We start from the raw sequence: 17,015 nt of genomic DNA on the forward strand, positions 1-17,015 counted from the left end.
GCTATTGCGCTCCGGACACTAATCTAAACCCTACACCGGTAGCAGACTGCACATCCAAACCGCTTTCTTTCCCCAGTGCCTTTCTCAAATGATGAATATGTACTTTCAGGCTATTGGAGTCCGGCCGGTTTTCGCCCCACACGGCCTGGGACAGCATTTCACGGGAGACCGGCGCAGGGTATGCCCGCACCAGTTGTTCGAGTACGATAAACGCTGTAGGACTCATTTTCACCGGCTCACCTGCCAGCGTGGCAGTTTTCCCGTTCACATCCACACACAGTTCACCGCATCGCAATTGCTTTACCTGCCCGCTTCGTCGTAGCGACAGCGCCTGCAAACGCGCCACCAGCTCGGCCATGGCGAAGGGTTTTACCAGATAATCATCAGCACCTTTAGCAAACCCTGCCAGCTTGTCATCTAACTGATCCCGTGCGGTGAGCATGATAACCGGTGTGTCGTCGCCCTTTTCACGTAACCGTTCACACACAGACAGGCCATCCAGTCTCGGCAGATTAATGTCCAGGATCACCACGGCATATTCGTTTTCAGCAAGAAAATTCAGTGCCGCCACACCGTTACTGGCATGATCGCAGTCGAAATCTTCCAGTGCCAGATAATCAACAATGTTTCCGGCTAAATCTAAATCGTCTTCAACCAGCAGTAATGTGGTCATCGCGGTCTCCGAAACGTTTTTTTAAATGCTCACGGCCACTCACCATCAGGCTTCGCACATCTTCATTAATTAACACCAGTGCAGGAATTAACAACAGGGTGATGACAGTAGCAAACAGAATACCATAGCCCAGCGATGCTGCAGCAGGGATCAGAAACTGTGCTTGTTTGGAGGTTTCCCCGAGAATAGGATACAGCCCGGCAAACGTCGTCACGGATGTCAGCAATACTGCCCGCAGGCGGCTGCTACACGACTCGATAATGGCGTCCTGCACATCGGCACCAAAACGGCGTAACTCGTTATAACGGGAAACCAGCAGCAACGAATCGTTCACCACCACGCCGCTGAGGGCAAGAATACCGTTCAGAGACAACAGACTCATCATCAAACCGTTACTCCAGTGACCGAGGATAGCGCCTACCACACCAAAGGGGATTGCCATCATAATGATCACTGGCTGAACATAAGATTTAAGCGGAATGGCAAGCAGAGCGTAGATGGCCACCAGTGCCAGGATAAACACCGTTTCCATAGAACTTTGTGTTTCTTCCTGCTGCTCTGCTTCACCGGCAAAATGCACTGACAAATCCGGATACTGGCGGGTAAGCACCGGCACCAGTTCACTGTTCAGTTTTTCCACCAGCTCAGTGGAGGTGATTTTGTCACTGACAACGGATGCAGAGACAGTAAGCGCCCGCAAACCATCAATCCGGGTGATTTGCTTTTGCTGGCTGTCAGGGATAATACGGGCAACCACGTCCAGCGGCACCACAGTGCCGTCGTTCAAACGCACACGGGCGTTCAGGATATCGGCAGGGTTCGCCCGGTCTGCTTCAGGGTAACGTACCCGCACTTTTACTTCGTTTTTATCGCGCAAATAGCGCTGCACAATTTCACCACCAAATGCCCGCAGCAACTGCTGTGACAAGCTCTTTGTGTCCATGCCCAGTGCGCGGCCCTGCGGCGTCAATTCGAAACGCAACATAGCTTCACCCGGTGTCAGTGAGCTTTCTACACTGTGCACACCATCGATGTTAGCCAGCGCCTCGCGGAATGAAGCTTCTGCTGCCGTCAGCGTACTGTCACTTATGCTCTTCAGCTCCACCTGGAAGGCGTTTACCATTTCCCTGCGGGACTGAATTTTTAATTGCTTCACCCCTTCAGGTTCACCGGCAAGCTCACGCCATTTCGACGCCAGTTCATCCAGCGAGTAAGGTTGACCCTCTGCCAGTGAAACAATGATGCTGCCACTCTGATCACCGGACGCCGTCACCTGCAAATTGGCGATGCCTGAACCTTCAAGGCCCAGATTGTTCATCAGAAAATCATCCGCTTGATTAAGCGTGTTTTCGAGCCGAGTCAGGTTTTTCTCGTTCTGACCGAAGCTGGCATCACTCTGCAACGTCATTGACGCTTCCACTGTGTCACCGGGCATACTGGGGAAAAAGCCTACCCGCACCACACCGTTCATTGGCATACCAATCACCAGAATAAACAGAGCGACAAACAGCATGACGGCGGCATAGCGATATTGAATGGCTTTGCGCAGTGCCGGCTGATACATCCGTTCGTTGAAGAAACTTAAACCGCGATCAGCACCGCGCTGCACTTTGCCCCACAGATCAGCAATGCCCTTACGGGGTTTTCTGTGCGTAGGTAAATGGGCCAGGTGAGAAGGTAAAATGAGTTTAGATTCCACCACCGACAGCAGAAGACAGATAGTGACAATCATGCCGAACTGGGAATACAGTTTACCCAGTCCGCCTTCCACGTTAGACAATGCAAAGAACGTCGCAACAGTCGTCAGTACCCCGAACAATGTGGGTACGGCAACCCGCATGGTGCCTTTGATGGTGTTTTGCAGCGTATCTCCGTATTTCTGCCTGGTAGCGTATACACTTTCCCCCACCACCACGGCATCGTCCACCACGATACCCAGCGCCATAATAAACCCGAAGGTAGTCATTTCGTTGATGGTCATATCAACGAAGCTGTCAGTCATGAAAAACAGGGTACCAAAGAAGATAAACGGCAGACCGGCGGCCACCCAGAATGCCACGCGAAGATTCAGAAACACTGCCAGCGTGATAAATACAAGCACGATGCCGGACAGCGCATTTTTTGTCAGCAGGGCGAGACGGTCGGTAATCATGGTGCTGCGGTCATACCAGGTTTCCAGCTCTACGCCTTCCGGTAACAGACCCCGCTCATGCCACTCTTCTACCACACTTTTCGCCTGTGCCACCATGTTCACCACATCGCCGTTTTCATCCATCACGATCTGGATACCATAGCCGTTCACGCCATTGTACCGGGCCAGCGTGTAGGCATCGTCGGCAAAAATGTCGGTCACGTCAGCCACATCACCGATTGTCAGGAATGTGCCGCTGTCATCGGCCAGTAGCGGAATATTGGCAAAGTCTTCTGCGTAATAAGCCTGCTCAGAGGCTTTAAGACGGATCACCTTCTCTTTGTTTCGCAGGCTGGTTGTGAGGGCGGTAGCCGACTCCTGATTAATGGCATCAGCGATATCAGACATGGTCAGCCCGTATGCCTGTAACTTAGCCTCGTCGATTTCGATGGACATCATGGGGTCAATAAAGTTAGGCGTACTGACCTCACGGATACCGTCTTTGGCAAGTAAATCCCGCTCCAACTGATCGCCCAGTTGTTGCAATGTTGCGTGGTCAGTATCACCGTAGAGCTGCACCCAAATCACGTGATCCTGACGCCGTCCTTTGGATATCACCGGCTTTTCTGCATCAGACGGAAAGTTGAAGATACTGTCTACCTTGGTTTTCACATCCGTAAGCAGCGTATCGAGATCGTAATCACTTTCCTTTTCAATCTGTACGTTACTGCCACTGGCCGTAGACGTCGAGGTAATGCGCTTAATACCCGGCACACCTTCCAGCGCATTTTCGATGTTAATCGCAATGCCCTCTTCGGCCTGTACTGCGTCACCGCTGTCGTAGGTCATGGAGACATTGATAAAGCGGGGATCCATGCTGGGGAAAGCTTCTTTACGGATATCACCCAAAGACGCAAGACCAACAATGATCATTCCCAGCATTAACAGATTTGCCGCCACCGGGTTGCGGGCAAACCAGCCGATGATACTGCTGTTATTCGCCGCCATTGCCGACCTCCGCTACCGGATTTACTTTCATATTAACGAGGTAACTGTTCAGCGGCCGCACAACCACTTTCGCGCTCTCCATACCGGCAACTGGCGTAATGTAGGCGTGACCGTTTTCCATAAACAACACCTGCGGGGTAAATTTATCCAGCGTGTTGCTTTGCGTGACGTACCAGACTTCCTGTTTCTGCGAAATTGCAGAAGACGGAATTTGCCACACATCCTGCCACTCACGGCCGGCAATTTCTGCCACCACATACGTACCAAAATACAGCGGAGATGCCTGAGCAAGCGGGTCGTTGACCACCACGATCGCGCTTCGCTGTCGGGATGTGGTGTCCAGATGCTGCTCTACCCGCTCAACCACACCTTCCCAATGGGTTAAACCGTCCATGTCGGTCAGTGTGACCGGCCAGGGCGTTTGTTTCAGTGTCGCCGGTGACGGCAGGTTGTTCCATTGTGTCGCTGACAGCGGTATGGCGATTTCTGCTACATTCGTGGCATACAATGCGGCTACTTCAGCGCCGGATTGCACAAAGCTGCCAGGCTGAATGCTGCGGGTTACCACCACACTGTTAAACGGTGAAGTAATTTGAGTAAAGGCCAGGTCACGCTGCGCCTGCGCCAGCGCTTTTTCTGCCTGGGCAACTGTGGCTTCTGCCGCAGCCAATTGCGGTCCGCGCAGAACCAGAGAAGATGATGGCTCACCTTCCAGTCCGGAGCGTTGCCATTCAGACAGTGCCTGTTGACCCTGTAAGCGTTCTTCTTCCAGCGCCACTTTTGCGTCTTCCAGCGTAGCCTGTGCTGCCGCTACAGCCTGCTCATAATCGGTATTGTCGATGGTGGCCAGCACATCCCCTTTATTAAACTGTGCGCCGGTTTCAAACCGTTTGCTCAGCGACTGTACCTGTCCGGATACCTGCGCAGATAACGTCAGATTAAAACGGGGGTTTACCTGACCGTAACCTTCTACATTGGCCTTATGAGACTTTGCAGCCACACTGACCACACCCACTTCAGGAATGGTAGTGGTTTGCTGTTGCCCTGCGCCCGGCATCCTGCCTGCCGGTGCAGCCTGTTGCGTCTTCTCGTTACCATTTTCTGTGCCGGCAGAATCAGGCTTTGCCGCAGAAGCAGAAGACGGCGCGCCCGGCGGTCCCGGTGGTGCACCATTTCCCCCAATTAACATAACAGCAAGAATGACCACGCAGACAGCGCCCAGAGTGATGAAAAGTGTTTTACGTTGCTGACTCATGACGATACTCCAAGGCCGAGTGCCAGCCCTAAATCGATACGGTTTGAAAGTTGATTGCGCTGAAGCTGAACCAGTTGCGCTTCAAGAGAATAGGTAGTCTGGGTAACTGACAATAAATCGAGAATATCACTCAGCCCCTGACGGTACTGACTGGTGTAGTTATCCTGACTGCGCCGCGAATTACTGTAAGCCTGACTGATATACAGTTGCCGGCGCTGATAGCTGTTTTCCAGATCCAGTGTTGCCTGCACTTCCTGCACAGCGGTAAGCAGGGTGTCCTGATAGTTCCACCAGCTGTTCAATGTATCCAGCTCTGCCAGCGCGATATTGGCCCGCAGCTCACCCCCCTGAAACAGCGGTGCCGTAATACTGCTCAGTAAGCTCCACACGGGGTCTTTAAATAACGAAAGCGCGGGTGTTGCGCCTGAGTCACTCAGGGCCGCGGTAATATTCAGTGACGGCAGTAATTGTTTGTACGCCACTTTTTCGGAGGATTCGTTAGCTTTAATCTGATAATACGCCGCCATCAGATCAGGACGCCGCGCCAGGTCCTGTTCCGGCAACGCAGCCAGCGGCAACACCACATCGGGGAACGATTCGCTGATGGCAACATCAGCCAGTGACATATCGCTGCGCCCCAGCAAGACCGCCAGTGCACGTTTTGAACTGGCCAGATTATTTTCATATTCAGCAATATTGGCCCGTGACGTTGCACTGCTGGTACGGGCTGTATCTAAATCGGCCAGCGTGCCCAGACCGGTACGGTAACGGTTTAAAATGATGCTCTCGCTGTTCTCAAGCGCGGCCAGCTTCTTCTTTTCAATATCCAGAATTTTCTGCTGGCTGATGATATCGAGGTAGCCCTGCATCACACTGGCCGCCAGCGTGGCCCTTGCCGACTGCAACGCCGCCGCATTACTGCGGGTAGTAAAAGCCGCGGCATCCACACTGTCACCGATGCGGTTCCAGATATCAATTTCCCAGCTGACATTCACCGAAGCACTGTAGGAGGTGTCAGTATTTTCACTGTTATTACCGGACAAGCTGGCCGATGCCTGTGGCAGGCGGGACGCATTGGCAGACGTCTCCCGTATTTTCGATTGCTTCAGTGTAATGAGTGTTTGCTGCAAACCGGGGTTATGCGCTATCGCCTCGTCCACCAGCGCCTGCACGGCTTCTACCGGCAACAACTGATCAAGACTGGCTGTTCTCACAGCAGAGTCTGACTGAGGCAACCAGGATACCGTGTTCCCCATTTCCTCAGTCACCCGTTCACTTAATGCTTTATCAGTGGTGTCTCCGGTGCTGGCACACCCAGACAGTATTAATGCGATGCTCACTGTGAGCACCGGCAAATTCATCTTCATTACTACACCCGGTTTACTCGTATGCTGCAACATTACATCAGTCAGGGTTAAGGCCGGGTTAACGCCCTGATTACACCGTTCAATATGGGCCAGTCAGAACCCGGGCGGGTGAAATTGCACGGGGCATAGGATAAACTTGCGCGGTTGTTGAATTAGCAGGTTTTATTCATTGGATACTTTAATCACCCCCCTTTCTGAACTCATTAAAATTGCCGTTGCGCCGGTATTTTTGCTTGCCGGTATCGCCGGCTTTCTGAACGTGATGTCTGGCCGTCTGGGTCGTATTTCCGACCGCGTACGGGTAGCTGAACGGAATATCCAAACCTTTGCTGATGCTGAGCGGATCCAGAAAAACAAACGTGAAATTATTATGCTGTGGCGCAGAGTGGGTGTGATTAACTGGGCGATCGGCCTGTGTGTGACCGCAGGTTTGCTGGTGTGCTCGGTGATTGTTACTTTGTTTTCCGGTGAATTATGGCGCATCAATCTCGATACGCTGGTCATCACACTGTTTATCCTGGCAATGGCATCACTGATATCAGCCTTACTGGTATTTCTGGTAGAGGTACGGCTTGCTACCAAAACCATCGAATATACCCGTAACGTACACTGAGAGTGCGGGCTGGCTGACAGCATCGCGCTGTCAGCCATTACTGTTTATGTCCAGGAAACGATACCGGCCGCACTAAAATACGCAAGATAAGCGACAACCATCAGTTGCAGCACAATGAATATCAGCACAAAGCCCTTCAGCCAGCGGGATGCACCTGAACGGCTGTAAATGACCGTCTGAATGCCTGCCCATACTGTCACCAGAGGCAGAACAACAGAGCTGATGAACAAGACAACCGACATTAAACCGGGTGCCGCCAGATAAACAAAAGGGTTGCTCATGCCAACGCCCAGCGTGAGCAGAAAAACAAATGCACTGACCGCTGACAGTGACATCCACTTACGTAGTTGTTTTCCGTGTACCGTGGTAATTTTCCCCCTGGCGTTATTTATCAGCCAGACCGGTGTATACAACAGCGCAATAAGTAAGAAGATTAGCCAGGCAAATAACACGACCTTATCGGCAACAGCGTTGAAGGCTGAGACTTTCACCAGTACCCGATCGCCGTAATGAACAACCTCACCGGCAAGGGGATCCGTGGCCGCTGCCATCACAATCTCACCCTTTTCGTTTTGCCAGCGATTGTCACCGGCGTAGGTTAATTCCCGGTTCCAACCCGGCGGAAACACGCTGGACAGCTTCGCTCCGTCATCCTCCACATTAATCATAACGGGCGCTACCAGACGCTCGATAAAATACTGCTTTTCTATACGGGTATTAATAAACCGGTAGTAGCCGGACTTTTGCTTCCATTCATCCGGTGCCGGCTGACTTATCACTGAAGGGGTATCTGTCTGCGAAACCAGGAAGTCACTGATTTTTCTTCCCACCTTATACAGCACACTGGCATCATCGCTGTTCTGCAAAATCACAAACCCGTATCCACCCTTTGGAGAATACGCCAGCTCTGATGTCCAGCCGGTTAACGCCCCGTCATGCCCCCGGTAGGCATATCCGCCGTAGTAGCGGGCAAAATTATAGATGCCGTAACCACCATCGAAGTGATGCACATTCGTGGTATCACTCACCTCCATGCGGTTAACACTGTCTATGCTGAGCAGTGGCGAACCGCGTCCGGTAAAGAATGCCAGCAACTTAGCCTGATCATTGATACTGGATGAGACGCCGCCTGACGGATACATCAACAGGTGTTGATGAGGCACAACCTGACCACCGCTGACGCCGGATGCAGCATCGCTGTTCTGCTCAGGCTCTGCGTAAAACGTATTTTCAAATCCAAGGGGAATAAAGAGGGTATCGCGGATATAGTCTGTAAAAGGCTGACCGGTTACCTGTTCTATCAGCATAGCGGTGGCCACCGCCGCAGAATTAGAATACGCATGACGGGTGCCGGGCGCCCAGCGGGATACCCTGCTGTCAGGATTTATCCCGAAAGCTTCACTGAAGGGCATCACATCAGCGTTGTCATACACGTGTTCCTTCAGCGACAAATCATCCCAGCCGGTGGTACTTTCAAGTAAATGCTTAACCTTCAGCGGATGAGTCGCTTGCCAGGGGTTTTCAAATTGAAGATCAGGCAAAACGTCCCTGACATTGTCTTCAGGATTGATGCGTCCCTGTTCAATAAGTCGCATAGCAGCGATACCTACGAACATTTTACTGATGGAAGCGATACGGTAAGTCGTGGAAGGCGTTACCGCCTGAGATGAGCCGGGCGCTTTTACCCCGAAGGTATTAATATGGGCGGCCTGACCGGGTCGAATGACAGCCCAGGCCATTGAGGGAATGTGGCTGTCTTCTAAGATTTCTTCAATAGCAGCGTCGAGTTCATCCACAGAGGCCGGCACACTGTCACCGGCAGCACTGAGAGCAGGGAAAAGCATAACAAAAGCGAGCCAGCACATCGCCGGCAGACGGGAGACACGGGTCATACAAATATCCTTTTGCAAATTGTAATTCTTTTACTGGTCAGTCCCGGACCAAAGACACCGCTATCTTTGCTGCTCAGAGAACAGCATCAATCCATATCGACAATCTGATCCTTGCCTGAATATTTAGCACGGTATAACCGGGCATCAGCTTTCTCTACCAGTTGTTCCAGATTCTGCATCTCTTCCGCACACACGCCTATGCTGCAGGTAAGATTGAGACGATGCTCGGTGAACTCATGCTCGCGGACTTTTGTCAGAAAGATATTCAAATCGTCCAGCAAAGCAGCGTAATCACGGGTTGAAATTACAGTGAATTCCTCACCACCATAGCGGGCATAGAGATCTTTACCGAAACAATCTCCCATCAGGCTGGCAAATTCCTGTAACAGATGGTCGCCGGCTTTGTGTCCGTAGGTATCATTAACCTGTTTAAAGTCATCAACGTCAATCATGGCTACAGTAAGTCCGCCCAGACGCCCTTCATTTTTGAACAATGCCTCGCCCTGTTCAAACAGGTAACGCCGGTTGTATGTTTTTGTCAGCGGGTCCAGATTCGCGGAATCGCGGATGGTGACCAGCATCTCCTGGGCTTCGAGGTTTTGAAGCACCCGGCAGAAAAACTCTTCGTGATAAAACGGCTTACTCAGGAAGTCATTAGCGCCGCTTTTAATGAACTTGGCAGATAACACACTGTTACCGTTGGCAGATAAACCAATAAACACCAGGTCCTGGAAGTTACGATCCTGACGCACGGCTTTAACCAGTTCAAAGCCGTCCATATTCGGCATCATGTAGTCAGAGATAACCAGTTTAATATCCGGATTTTCAGCCAGTACCTGCAACGCTTCCACTCCGTCAAATGCTGACAACACCTGAAAACGGAATTTGCGCAGAAAAGCACACAGGTAAGAGTTACTGGTAGTGGAATCATCAACCACCAGTACTTTGGTGGTCAGATTTTTACGCAGGCGGTCAATCAGCTTGATAACCTGCATGTAGGAATAGCGGGATTCTTTGGTGATGTAGTCAAGTACGCCTTTGTCGATGAGGGAGGTACGTAATGTCTCATCAAAGTTACCGGTCAGTACGGCCGTAGGTACGTCATGAGAGAGCATCAGCTCTACGATTTCACCACGCGGAGCGTCGGGCAGGTTCAGGTCGACTATCGCTGCCAGAAATTCTTCGCCGCTATCCAGCTTCTGCTTTGCTTCAGCATAATCCGAACACAGCACACTGTGAAAGTGGGGGTTATCTTCCACCAGCTTATTTAAAATTTTACGGACTATCTGACTGTCTTCGACAACGAGAATTTTAAACATAACTACAACCTGAACAACTTGTCATACCAGCATAACCAATAAAAAAGAATAATGCGTTAACAAAATACGAAAGTTATACTGATGTATAACCTTCGCAGCCATTAATCTTCCCTGGCTAATGCGTCGAGTACAGCAAACAATACGTTTGCACCCACCCGCGACACTTCCTGATCGTAGATATGTTCTACATTTACGCCTTCCTGCCCGCCGGCAAGATCGCTGATTGCACGAATTATAACCCAATCTACATCATTTATCGTGCAAACCTGACCGACTGCAGCAGATTCCATTTCTGTCACTTCGGCCTTGAATACATCACGTGTCCACTGGCGGTATTCGCGGTTATCCAGAAATACCGAACCTGTCACGCCGTTACCGCCTACCGTTAATTTTGCTTTGCGTTCGCCAAGAATCATCTGGTCCGGCAAGGCCAGCATGGCACTTCTTGCTGCATCCAGCAAACGGGGGGTAGCAGAGAAATAAGCCGTATCGACCGGCTCATCCAGGCCGTCTTTAATGATCAGCACTTCGTCAGGCTGGATGAAGTGAAAGTTCTTGTATGCCGGCAGATGCGGGTCCGCTTGTCTGCGCTCCGGCTGTTCCTGCAAAAATCTGGCGTAATATTCCGGCAACACGTAATTGCCCGGGTTTTGTTTATCCGGATTGGTGTACACGCTTTCATCATGATAGTACCAGCGCTCAGGCACAATCACGTCACCCGGCTGCCAGTCAGGATTCACCGCGCCGGCAATCCCCATGTACACCACCTGTTTTACAGGAAAATAATCGAAAGCCATCTGCATGGTCAGTGCAGCATTGGCGATACTCATGCCCGTCGCAAATACAAGAATGGGTTCATCATGGTATTTACCTATACGATAAGTCACACCTTTGTACTTCACAACCTGCGTGATCTGAGCACCGGGATCCGCCTCGATACGGCCCAGAATCCCCTTCATTTCAGGCCCGTATGCCACCACCACGGCAGTAAAACCTTCCTGTTGAAACTGCTTTGGTCCGAAAGCCTCCGTTGAAAGCGTGTTATCAGCGGGGGTTACTACGGAGGGCGTTGCACAGCCACCCAGCATCAGCAACGAAAATAATGCAAAAACCAGTGAGCGGGCACCGGTGATGGAAAGGGTCATAGATAAAATCCGGATGTGTAAAAAGAATTAAGGATTTTAAGCGGAAATACTGGAGAAACACAATGCGCAGTTACCTCGTAAGTAAGCGGTAACTGCGCTGCCAATTAGCAAAAAATAAATGGTTTACAGAGGTAATACTTCCATTACCAGAACGAACATACCACGGCGTTTCTGCGCCGGTGCTTTTGCGTTGTCGTCTTCAAACTCAGCTTCCAGCCAGTACATGCCCGGCTCCTCAAAGGTAACTGCAATCTGGCCGTCAGCGTCGGTTGTAAGGTTCATCGCATCGTCAGTATCACGATACTTTTCACCGTCTTTTACAATAGTCACTTTCGTGCCGGTGGCAGCACCGCCATCCATCAGAAAACCAAGGCTGATTTCTTCACCGGTATACAGGTCATTCGGATGCGTTTTACCATCCAGCTCCAGGCCTTTACCTGAAGGTTTAATGGCATCTTCTGAAGGTTCACCCAGAGTAGCAAATACATTAATACGGCGTGATGATTCGACCACTTCCAGACCGTCTGCTTTTTTCGGTACTGCTTTGTTGAATTCTTCCAGCGTGCCGGTTTTACCGCGACCGGGCCACATCTGACGCTTACCGTCTGCGTCTTTCCAGAATGCCATCAGCGACTGGGATGCCGTTTCAACACGGTACGTGCCTTCTTCCTTCACATTGATGTCGAAAACACTGCGGTAGCGCAGTTTCTGTTCGTGCTGCTTCGCCACTTCTTTACCGGAAGGCGAAGTCACCGTAATACCTTCTGTGCCCAGTGCGAAGTGATCAGGGGTAAAAATGCCATTTGCCACGGCAGCATCGAAGCTGATCCACTCGTCATCGCCTGACACAACAGTGGTTGTCGGCTTAATCCATGCACGGTGAGCCAGTGCCGGTGTTGCGATTAAAGACAAGGCAACAACGCCGGTACCGATCAGATGTTTAATTTTCATTTATGGCTCCAAAGTTAATTCAATTTCAGACAGTTCCTGCTCACCTTCTGCAACCTGATGTTGCGATGCAGAAACAGGCAATGTGACAGGCACGCTTAATACTTCACGGCCACCCAGTTCCCGGGCAGCTTCAACGTACAGGGTGTATTCTCCGGCAGGAATATCATCGAACTGTCCTGACAAGTCGATGGTGTGCTCACCGGGACGACGGGTAGCACCACTTACACCGTCCATAGGTAAATCGGCACTGCGGCCACTGCGACGCCACCACAGGCGCAAATCTTTCAGCCATTTTTCGCCTTTACCGTTTTCCATTTCCACGTCATACCATACGGCGACGTCTTTTACCCGTTTCTGCTTCGCATCAGCCAGCCAGACGGCAACATAAGGTGCATGGTATTCGGCCACAGATAAACGGGGCAAGGTAACCTTTACTTCACTGGCATGAGACAAAACAGGAAAAACAGCGAGAGATAAAGACAGAACGGCACCAGCTAACCCACGGCGTTTTGCTGATGACAATTGGCGTACCACGGTACATCCCATTAACAGACACTCCTTAAATGAACAATTTTAATGTCAGCGCACATTCATATTCCCGGTATATTCCGGGTCGGAATCTTCCCCTTTCTCCTGATAAGCCCGCCGGAACAAGCTGTTTATCCCGTTGTCCTACAGATTGAACGTGATGGAATCGACTCTTTCAGCCTGCACCCTTATTCTGGCTGAGTAAGGATTATCAAGAAATGAGAATTATTTCCATTTAGACTAAACTGACTCGCATGAATTCTCAACTCATTTCTTCTGAGATTTCACAGGAATCATTCGCTATATGAACACCAAGCTTCTCCGTTCGCTGCAAATTTTCGTTGAAGTTGCTAATACCAGCAACATGAGTATCGCAGCCAAAAAACTTCACATGACCGTGTCTGCCATCAGCCAGCAGTTGCGCAAACTGGAACAGGAAATCGGACTCAGTCTGTTTAACCGTAACACCAGACACATCAGCCTGACAGAGGCCGGTCACATTTATTATAAAACCAGCATGGAACTTATCCGTGTGGCAGAAGAGGCTCAGCACCAGATTGAGCAACTTCAGGAAACACCCTCAGGCCGCTTACGTATTGTCGCGCCGGAAGGGTTCGGTGGTGGTCTGCTGAGTAAACCTTTGCAGGCATTACTGTCTGAATTTCCGAAAATTAAAGTGGCACTGGAATTAACCAGCCAGACTACTGATGTCATTGCCAGCGGTGCGGATCTTGCGATTTCATTGCAGGAAGTAAACGACGTCAATCTGCATTGCCGTCATCTGGCCACCTGGGATCTGATTGTCTGCGTAGCAGCAAACCATCCGCTGGCAGATCTGGATACCGTTAACAGTACTGATTTAGCACCCCATGCGTATATTTCTCATCCGGGAATGCGGGATTATGTGGAATCACAGGAAGGAAAAGATAAAACTCTCCCTAATCCGCCCCGTCTGATGGTGGACTCGGTACAAGCTTTGATCCGCCTGACTCTGGATGGCCTTGGTTACGCCGTGCTGCCTGAGCCGGAAGTCAGAGAGTACATAGAAACTGGCAAACTGGTAAACATTCTGCCTGAATGGAAAGCGCCGAAATATGATGTCTACGCGGTTGCACCGAAGCATGATGCAACACCAGTAAAAACACTGGCTGCGGTTAAGTGTTTGCAGGAATCTTTTTCACTGATATAGAACGCTTTGTTCTAAATGAAAAAAGGCCGGTTAAACCGGCCTTTTCTCTTCAATTGGCGTAAACGGGGTGAGATACCGCTTTGTTCACTAGTTGTGAAGTTCGTGTGCCCCGTGCCTTATAGCGATATTGCTTACCGGTACGGGTTTCATTTTCAGCCCGGCTATCGCCTGTTTTAATGGCTTTACCACGTTTACGTTGAATTTTGATCGTATCAAGACACATAGTTATCACTCCTGACTAACTTAGACATGCCTGAGCTATTCGCCCGCGGTCGTTAAACCGCGCATATTGTATAGCCCGGGATAATAATCCTTACTGCCGGTTTGTCGCTCAGTTTATGCTGACTGGCGCATCCGAAAATTCATACTCACCGTTGATAAAGCACATTTCAGACCAGACTGATTTTTGACACATGCCTCATTCTCCCGAAACGCCCGTATGGTCAAGCTTTGAGCAAAATCATCTGGTATAACATCTTTCCTCAAACTGGATTTTTAACCGCGAATAAAGGATGATAGCGGCACTTTTGAATGTAAAATTGGCATAGCAGTGTGTATGCCTTTACCATTTTTCTATTACCAGGACTTAGGGAACTTCTATGTATAAATTGGTACTTATCCGTCACGGCGAAAGTCAGTGGAATCTGGAAAACCGCTTCACTGGCTGGCACGATGTGGATTTGACTGAAACCGGCGTTGCGCAAGCACAGAACGCGGGTAAACTGATGAAAGATGCAGGCTTTGAGTTTGACATCGCTTATACCTCTGTACTGCTGCGCGCAATCAAAACACTGAACATCGCGCTGGAAGAAATGGGACAGCATTACCTGCCTGTACAACGCCACTGGCGTCTGAACGAACGTCACTACGGCGGCCTGACAGGTCTGGATAAAGCAGAAACTGCAGCAAAACACGGTGAAGACCAGGTGAAAATCTGGCGTCGCAGCTTCGACGTACCACCTCCGGCTGTTGAAGAAAGCAGCGAACACTTCCCCGGCCATGACCGTCGTTACAGCCATGTTGATCCAAGCATTCTGCCCCGCGCAGAGAGTCTGGCGCTGACTATCGACCGCGTACTGCCTTACTGGCACGACGTAATCCGTCCTACCATTCAGGATGGCAAACGCGTTGTTATTGCCGCTCACGGTAACAGCTTACGTGCACTGGTTAAGTATCTGGACGGTATGTCAGAAGAAGAAGTGCTGGAACTGAACATTCCTACCGGTGTACCTCTGGTATACGAACTGGATGCCGATCTGAAACCAATTTCTAAAGAATACCTGGGCGACCCTGAAGCGATCAAAGCGATGATGGATGCCGTTGCCAAACAAGGTAAAGCGAAGTAATTCGTATCTATTAGGCACACGCTGAAAAACAGCGTGTGCCTTATCTTCATTCTTAAGCTTTTCTTAAGTTTCTATCTGTATGATTCCATCTGATTCGCAGTACAACGTTATGTTGAAAAGGAACTCAGTTGGATCTTTCTGTCATTATTCCTGCCAAAAATGAGCAGGACAATATTGCCCCTCTCGTTGAAGAAATTATTCAGACTCCCGGTCTGCAATGCCTTTACGAAATTATTTATGTTGATGATGGCAGTACTGATGACACCGCCGGCAGGATACTGGCTGTGAGCAAAACCGCTTCTGTGCCTGTACGACTCATCCGGCACAAACGCTCTGTGGGACAAAGCACCGCCATATTTACCGGGGTAGCCCATGCAAGTGGAAAACTGATTGTCACCCTTGACGCTGACGGCCAGAACAATCCTGCTGATATACCCGCCATGCTGAAAGCCGCTGCTGCATTTTCTGATTCAGAACATTTCTGTATCGCCGGTTACCGCAAAGCCCGTAAAGATACAGCCTGGAAGCGATTTCAATCAAAAGTCGCCAACAAGATTCGCAGCTCACTGCTTGGTGATGACACACCAGATACCGGATGCGGGCTGAAAGTTTTTCCCGCAGAAACATTCAGACGCCTGCCGTATTTTGATCACATGCACCGGTTCTTACCTGCCCTCATCCGCCGGATGGGCGGTAAAATTGTTGTCATTGAAGTCTCACACCGCGACCGTCAAACCGGTACATCCAAATACAATATGCTGGGCCGTCTGGGTGTAGGGATAGTGGATTTATTTGGTGTGCTCTGGCTGCAAAAACGCTGCAAACATGCGGACATCATCAATGAATAAGCCAGCCGGGAAATTCACTGTGTCGCAGATCAGGCCAGTCTTACTTAAGCTCTTTTTTGTTGTGCTGATAATCTGTGGTGTGAGCTATGCCATCGATGTTCTGCCTGCATTTTCCGAATTTAATCAGCAGTGGATTGATGCGCACACCCGGAATAATGGTCTTAAGGGTGCTTTGCTGTTTTTAGTCGTTGCTGTCTGCTTACTCTCTGTCGGCGTGCCGAGGCAAGGTGTTGCCTTTCTCGGCGGCTATGCATTCGGGTTCACTGAGGGCTTTGTGTATTCCACTATTGCTGCAACAGTGAGCTGTTCCCTTTGCTTTCTTGTCTCGCGCCTGTTTGCCCGGAAACTTGTACAGCGATTGTTCCCGGTAAAAATTGTCAGGATCAGCAGCTTCCTGTCCGGCCAGACCTTTTTGAAAGCATTTGTGATTCGCTTGCTGCCGCTGGGTAACAACTTGATTACCAATATCATTGCCGGAGTAACCACGGTTAACCCCCTCCCTTTCATCACAGGATCTGCTTTGGGCTATATGCCGCAAATGGCAATCTTCGCGTTGATGGGTAAAGGGATCGTCGTTCAGTCGGGTTGGAAACTCGCTTTCAGTGTGTGTATGCTGGGTGTCTCTATGCTGCTCAGCATCTATCTGTACCGCCGCTATAAGGCAGACAAAATGTTGAGTGATTCTCTGCCTTCCTGTCCGGCAAAGGCAGCTCACAGCAGTACGTCATACAAGGCAGAGGTAAAGTAAAT

At 50.3% G+C, this 17,015-nt stretch carries 15 protein-coding genes; 5 read left to right on the forward strand and 10 right to left on the reverse strand.

Going from position 1 to position 17,015, the window contains the following annotated elements; translation table 11 throughout:
• Position 1 precedes the first annotated feature (1 nt).
• From DS731_RS19915 to DS731_RS19930, 4 genes are read right to left on the reverse strand one after another with little or no spacing between them, the layout of a single operon-like run.
• Positions 2 to 673, reverse strand: a complete 672-nt coding sequence (locus DS731_RS19915) for a response regulator transcription factor (protein WP_119502957.1) — start codon at positions 671 to 673, stop codon at positions 2 to 4.
• On the reverse strand, positions 651 to 3,812 hold the full coding sequence (locus DS731_RS19920) for an efflux RND transporter permease subunit (RefSeq protein WP_119502958.1): 3,162 nt from the start codon (positions 3,810 to 3,812) through the stop codon (positions 651 to 653). The genes DS731_RS19915 and DS731_RS19920 overlap by 23 nt, the downstream gene beginning before the upstream one ends.
• Positions 3,799 to 5,067: an efflux RND transporter periplasmic adaptor subunit gene (locus DS731_RS19925; RefSeq protein ID WP_119502959.1), complete on the reverse strand. Its 1,269-nt coding sequence runs from the start codon at positions 5,065 to 5,067 to the stop codon at positions 3,799 to 3,801. Before DS731_RS19925 ends, DS731_RS19920 begins: the two co-directional genes overlap by 14 nt.
• Positions 5,064 to 6,434 carry a TolC family protein gene (locus tag DS731_RS19930; protein WP_232373428.1) on the reverse strand — a complete coding sequence of 457 codons (1,371 nt, stop codon included), beginning with the start codon at positions 6,432 to 6,434 and terminating at the stop codon, positions 5,064 to 5,066. The genes DS731_RS19925 and DS731_RS19930 overlap by 4 nt, the downstream gene beginning before the upstream one ends.
• Positions 6,435 to 6,603: 169 nt before the next feature.
• Between DS731_RS19930 and DS731_RS19935 the strand changes: the two genes are divergently transcribed.
• The gene (locus tag DS731_RS19935; RefSeq protein ID WP_119502960.1) at positions 6,604 to 7,047 is read left to right on the forward strand and encodes a DUF2721 domain-containing protein; all 444 of its coding nucleotides are present in this window, start codon (positions 6,604 to 6,606) and stop codon (positions 7,045 to 7,047) included.
• A gap of 44 nt (positions 7,048 to 7,091) precedes the next feature.
• Here the strand turns inward: DS731_RS19935 and DS731_RS19940 are convergent, their stop codons facing one another.
• The 5 genes from DS731_RS19940 to DS731_RS19960 all read right to left on the reverse strand — a co-directional run bounded on the left by DS731_RS19940 (position 7,092) and on the right by DS731_RS19960 (position 12,900).
• Positions 7,092 to 8,939 carry a serine hydrolase domain-containing protein gene (locus DS731_RS19940; RefSeq protein ID WP_119502961.1) on the reverse strand — a complete coding sequence of 616 codons (1,848 nt, stop codon included), beginning with the start codon at positions 8,937 to 8,939 and terminating at the stop codon, positions 7,092 to 7,094.
• A gap of 86 nt (positions 8,940 to 9,025) precedes the next feature.
• The gene (locus tag DS731_RS19945; protein ID WP_119502962.1) at positions 9,026 to 10,258 is read right to left on the reverse strand and encodes a diguanylate cyclase; all 1,233 of its coding nucleotides are present in this window, start codon (positions 10,256 to 10,258) and stop codon (positions 9,026 to 9,028) included.
• Positions 10,259 to 10,359: 101 nt separating this feature from the next.
• Positions 10,360 to 11,403 (reverse strand): 5'-methylthioadenosine/S-adenosylhomocysteine nucleosidase family protein, encoded by a 1,044-nt coding sequence (locus DS731_RS19950; protein ID WP_232373429.1) that lies wholly within the window; start codon positions 11,401 to 11,403, stop codon positions 10,360 to 10,362.
• 123 nt (positions 11,404 to 11,526) lie between these two features.
• Entirely contained in the window at positions 11,527 to 12,354 is an 828-nt protein-coding gene (locus DS731_RS19955) for a DUF4198 domain-containing protein (protein WP_119502963.1), read from the reverse strand.
• A complete protein-coding gene (locus tag DS731_RS19960; RefSeq protein WP_119502964.1) occupies positions 12,355 to 12,900 on the reverse strand; it encodes a DUF2271 domain-containing protein in 546 nt (181 codons plus the stop codon).
• 286 nt (positions 12,901 to 13,186) lie between these two features.
• Between DS731_RS19960 and DS731_RS19965 the strand changes: the two genes are divergently transcribed.
• Positions 13,187 to 14,071 (forward strand): LysR family transcriptional regulator, encoded by an 885-nt coding sequence (locus DS731_RS19965; RefSeq protein ID WP_119502965.1) that lies wholly within the window; start codon positions 13,187 to 13,189, stop codon positions 14,069 to 14,071.
• Between the two features lie 49 nt (positions 14,072 to 14,120).
• Here the strand turns inward: DS731_RS19965 and DS731_RS21985 are convergent, their stop codons facing one another.
• Positions 14,121 to 14,294 carry a hypothetical protein gene (locus DS731_RS21985; protein ID WP_161599188.1) on the reverse strand — a complete coding sequence of 58 codons (174 nt, stop codon included), beginning with the start codon at positions 14,292 to 14,294 and terminating at the stop codon, positions 14,121 to 14,123.
• A gap of 376 nt (positions 14,295 to 14,670) precedes the next feature.
• Between DS731_RS21985 and gpmA the strand changes: the two genes are divergently transcribed.
• The 3 genes from gpmA to DS731_RS19980 all read left to right on the forward strand — a co-directional run bounded on the left by gpmA (position 14,671) and on the right by DS731_RS19980 (position 17,013).
• Positions 14,671 to 15,417 (forward strand): 2,3-diphosphoglycerate-dependent phosphoglycerate mutase, encoded by a 747-nt coding sequence (gene gpmA / locus DS731_RS19970; RefSeq protein WP_119502966.1) that lies wholly within the window; start codon positions 14,671 to 14,673, stop codon positions 15,415 to 15,417.
• A gap of 128 nt (positions 15,418 to 15,545) precedes the next feature.
• Positions 15,546 to 16,265, forward strand: a complete 720-nt coding sequence (locus tag DS731_RS19975) for a glycosyltransferase family 2 protein (RefSeq protein WP_119502967.1) — start codon at positions 15,546 to 15,548, stop codon at positions 16,263 to 16,265.
• Entirely contained in the window at positions 16,258 to 17,013 is a 756-nt protein-coding gene (locus tag DS731_RS19980; protein WP_119502968.1) for a TVP38/TMEM64 family protein, read from the forward strand. Before DS731_RS19975 ends, DS731_RS19980 begins: the two co-directional genes overlap by 8 nt.
• Positions 17,014 to 17,015 lie beyond the last annotated feature (2 nt).

This window comes from Alteromonas sp. RKMC-009 (assembly GCF_003584565.2).
Classification (GTDB): Bacteria; Pseudomonadota; Gammaproteobacteria; order Enterobacterales; family Alteromonadaceae; genus Alteromonas.

What these genes read in the sequence shown, in the direction of transcription:
- DS731_RS19915 (WP_119502957.1), bottom strand. Translation starts at nt 673, where the DNA reads ATGACCACATTACTGCTGGTTGAAGACGATTTAGATTTAGCCGGAAAC.
- DS731_RS19920 (WP_119502958.1), bottom strand. Translation starts at nt 3,812, where the DNA reads ATGGCGGCGAATAACAGCAGTATCATCGGCTGGTTTGCCCGCAACCCG.
- DS731_RS19925 (WP_119502959.1), bottom strand. Translation starts at nt 5,067, where the DNA reads ATGAGTCAGCAACGTAAAACACTTTTCATCACTCTGGGCGCTGTCTGC.
- DS731_RS19930 (WP_232373428.1), bottom strand. Translation starts at nt 6,434, where the DNA reads ATGAAGATGAATTTGCCGGTGCTCACAGTGAGCATCGCATTAATACTG.
- DS731_RS19940 (WP_119502961.1), bottom strand. Translation starts at nt 8,939, where the DNA reads ATGACCCGTGTCTCCCGTCTGCCGGCGATGTGCTGGCTCGCTTTTGTT.
- DS731_RS19945 (WP_119502962.1), bottom strand. Translation starts at nt 10,258, where the DNA reads ATGTTTAAAATTCTCGTTGTCGAAGACAGTCAGATAGTCCGTAAAATT.
- DS731_RS19950 (WP_232373429.1), bottom strand. Translation starts at nt 11,403, where the DNA reads ATGACCCTTTCCATCACCGGTGCCCGCTCACTGGTTTTTGCATTATTT.
- DS731_RS19955 (WP_119502963.1), bottom strand. Translation starts at nt 12,354, where the DNA reads ATGAAAATTAAACATCTGATCGGTACCGGCGTTGTTGCCTTGTCTTTA.
- DS731_RS19960 (WP_119502964.1), bottom strand. Translation starts at nt 12,900, where the DNA reads ATGGGATGTACCGTGGTACGCCAATTGTCATCAGCAAAACGCCGTGGG.
- DS731_RS19965 (WP_119502965.1), top strand. Translation starts at nt 13,187, where the DNA reads ATGAACACCAAGCTTCTCCGTTCGCTGCAAATTTTCGTTGAAGTTGCT.
- DS731_RS21985 (WP_161599188.1), bottom strand. Translation starts at nt 14,294, where the DNA reads ATGTGTCTTGATACGATCAAAATTCAACGTAAACGTGGTAAAGCCATT.
- gpmA (WP_119502966.1), top strand. Translation starts at nt 14,671, where the DNA reads ATGTATAAATTGGTACTTATCCGTCACGGCGAAAGTCAGTGGAATCTG.
- DS731_RS19980 (WP_119502968.1), top strand. Translation starts at nt 16,258, where the DNA reads ATGAATAAGCCAGCCGGGAAATTCACTGTGTCGCAGATCAGGCCAGTC.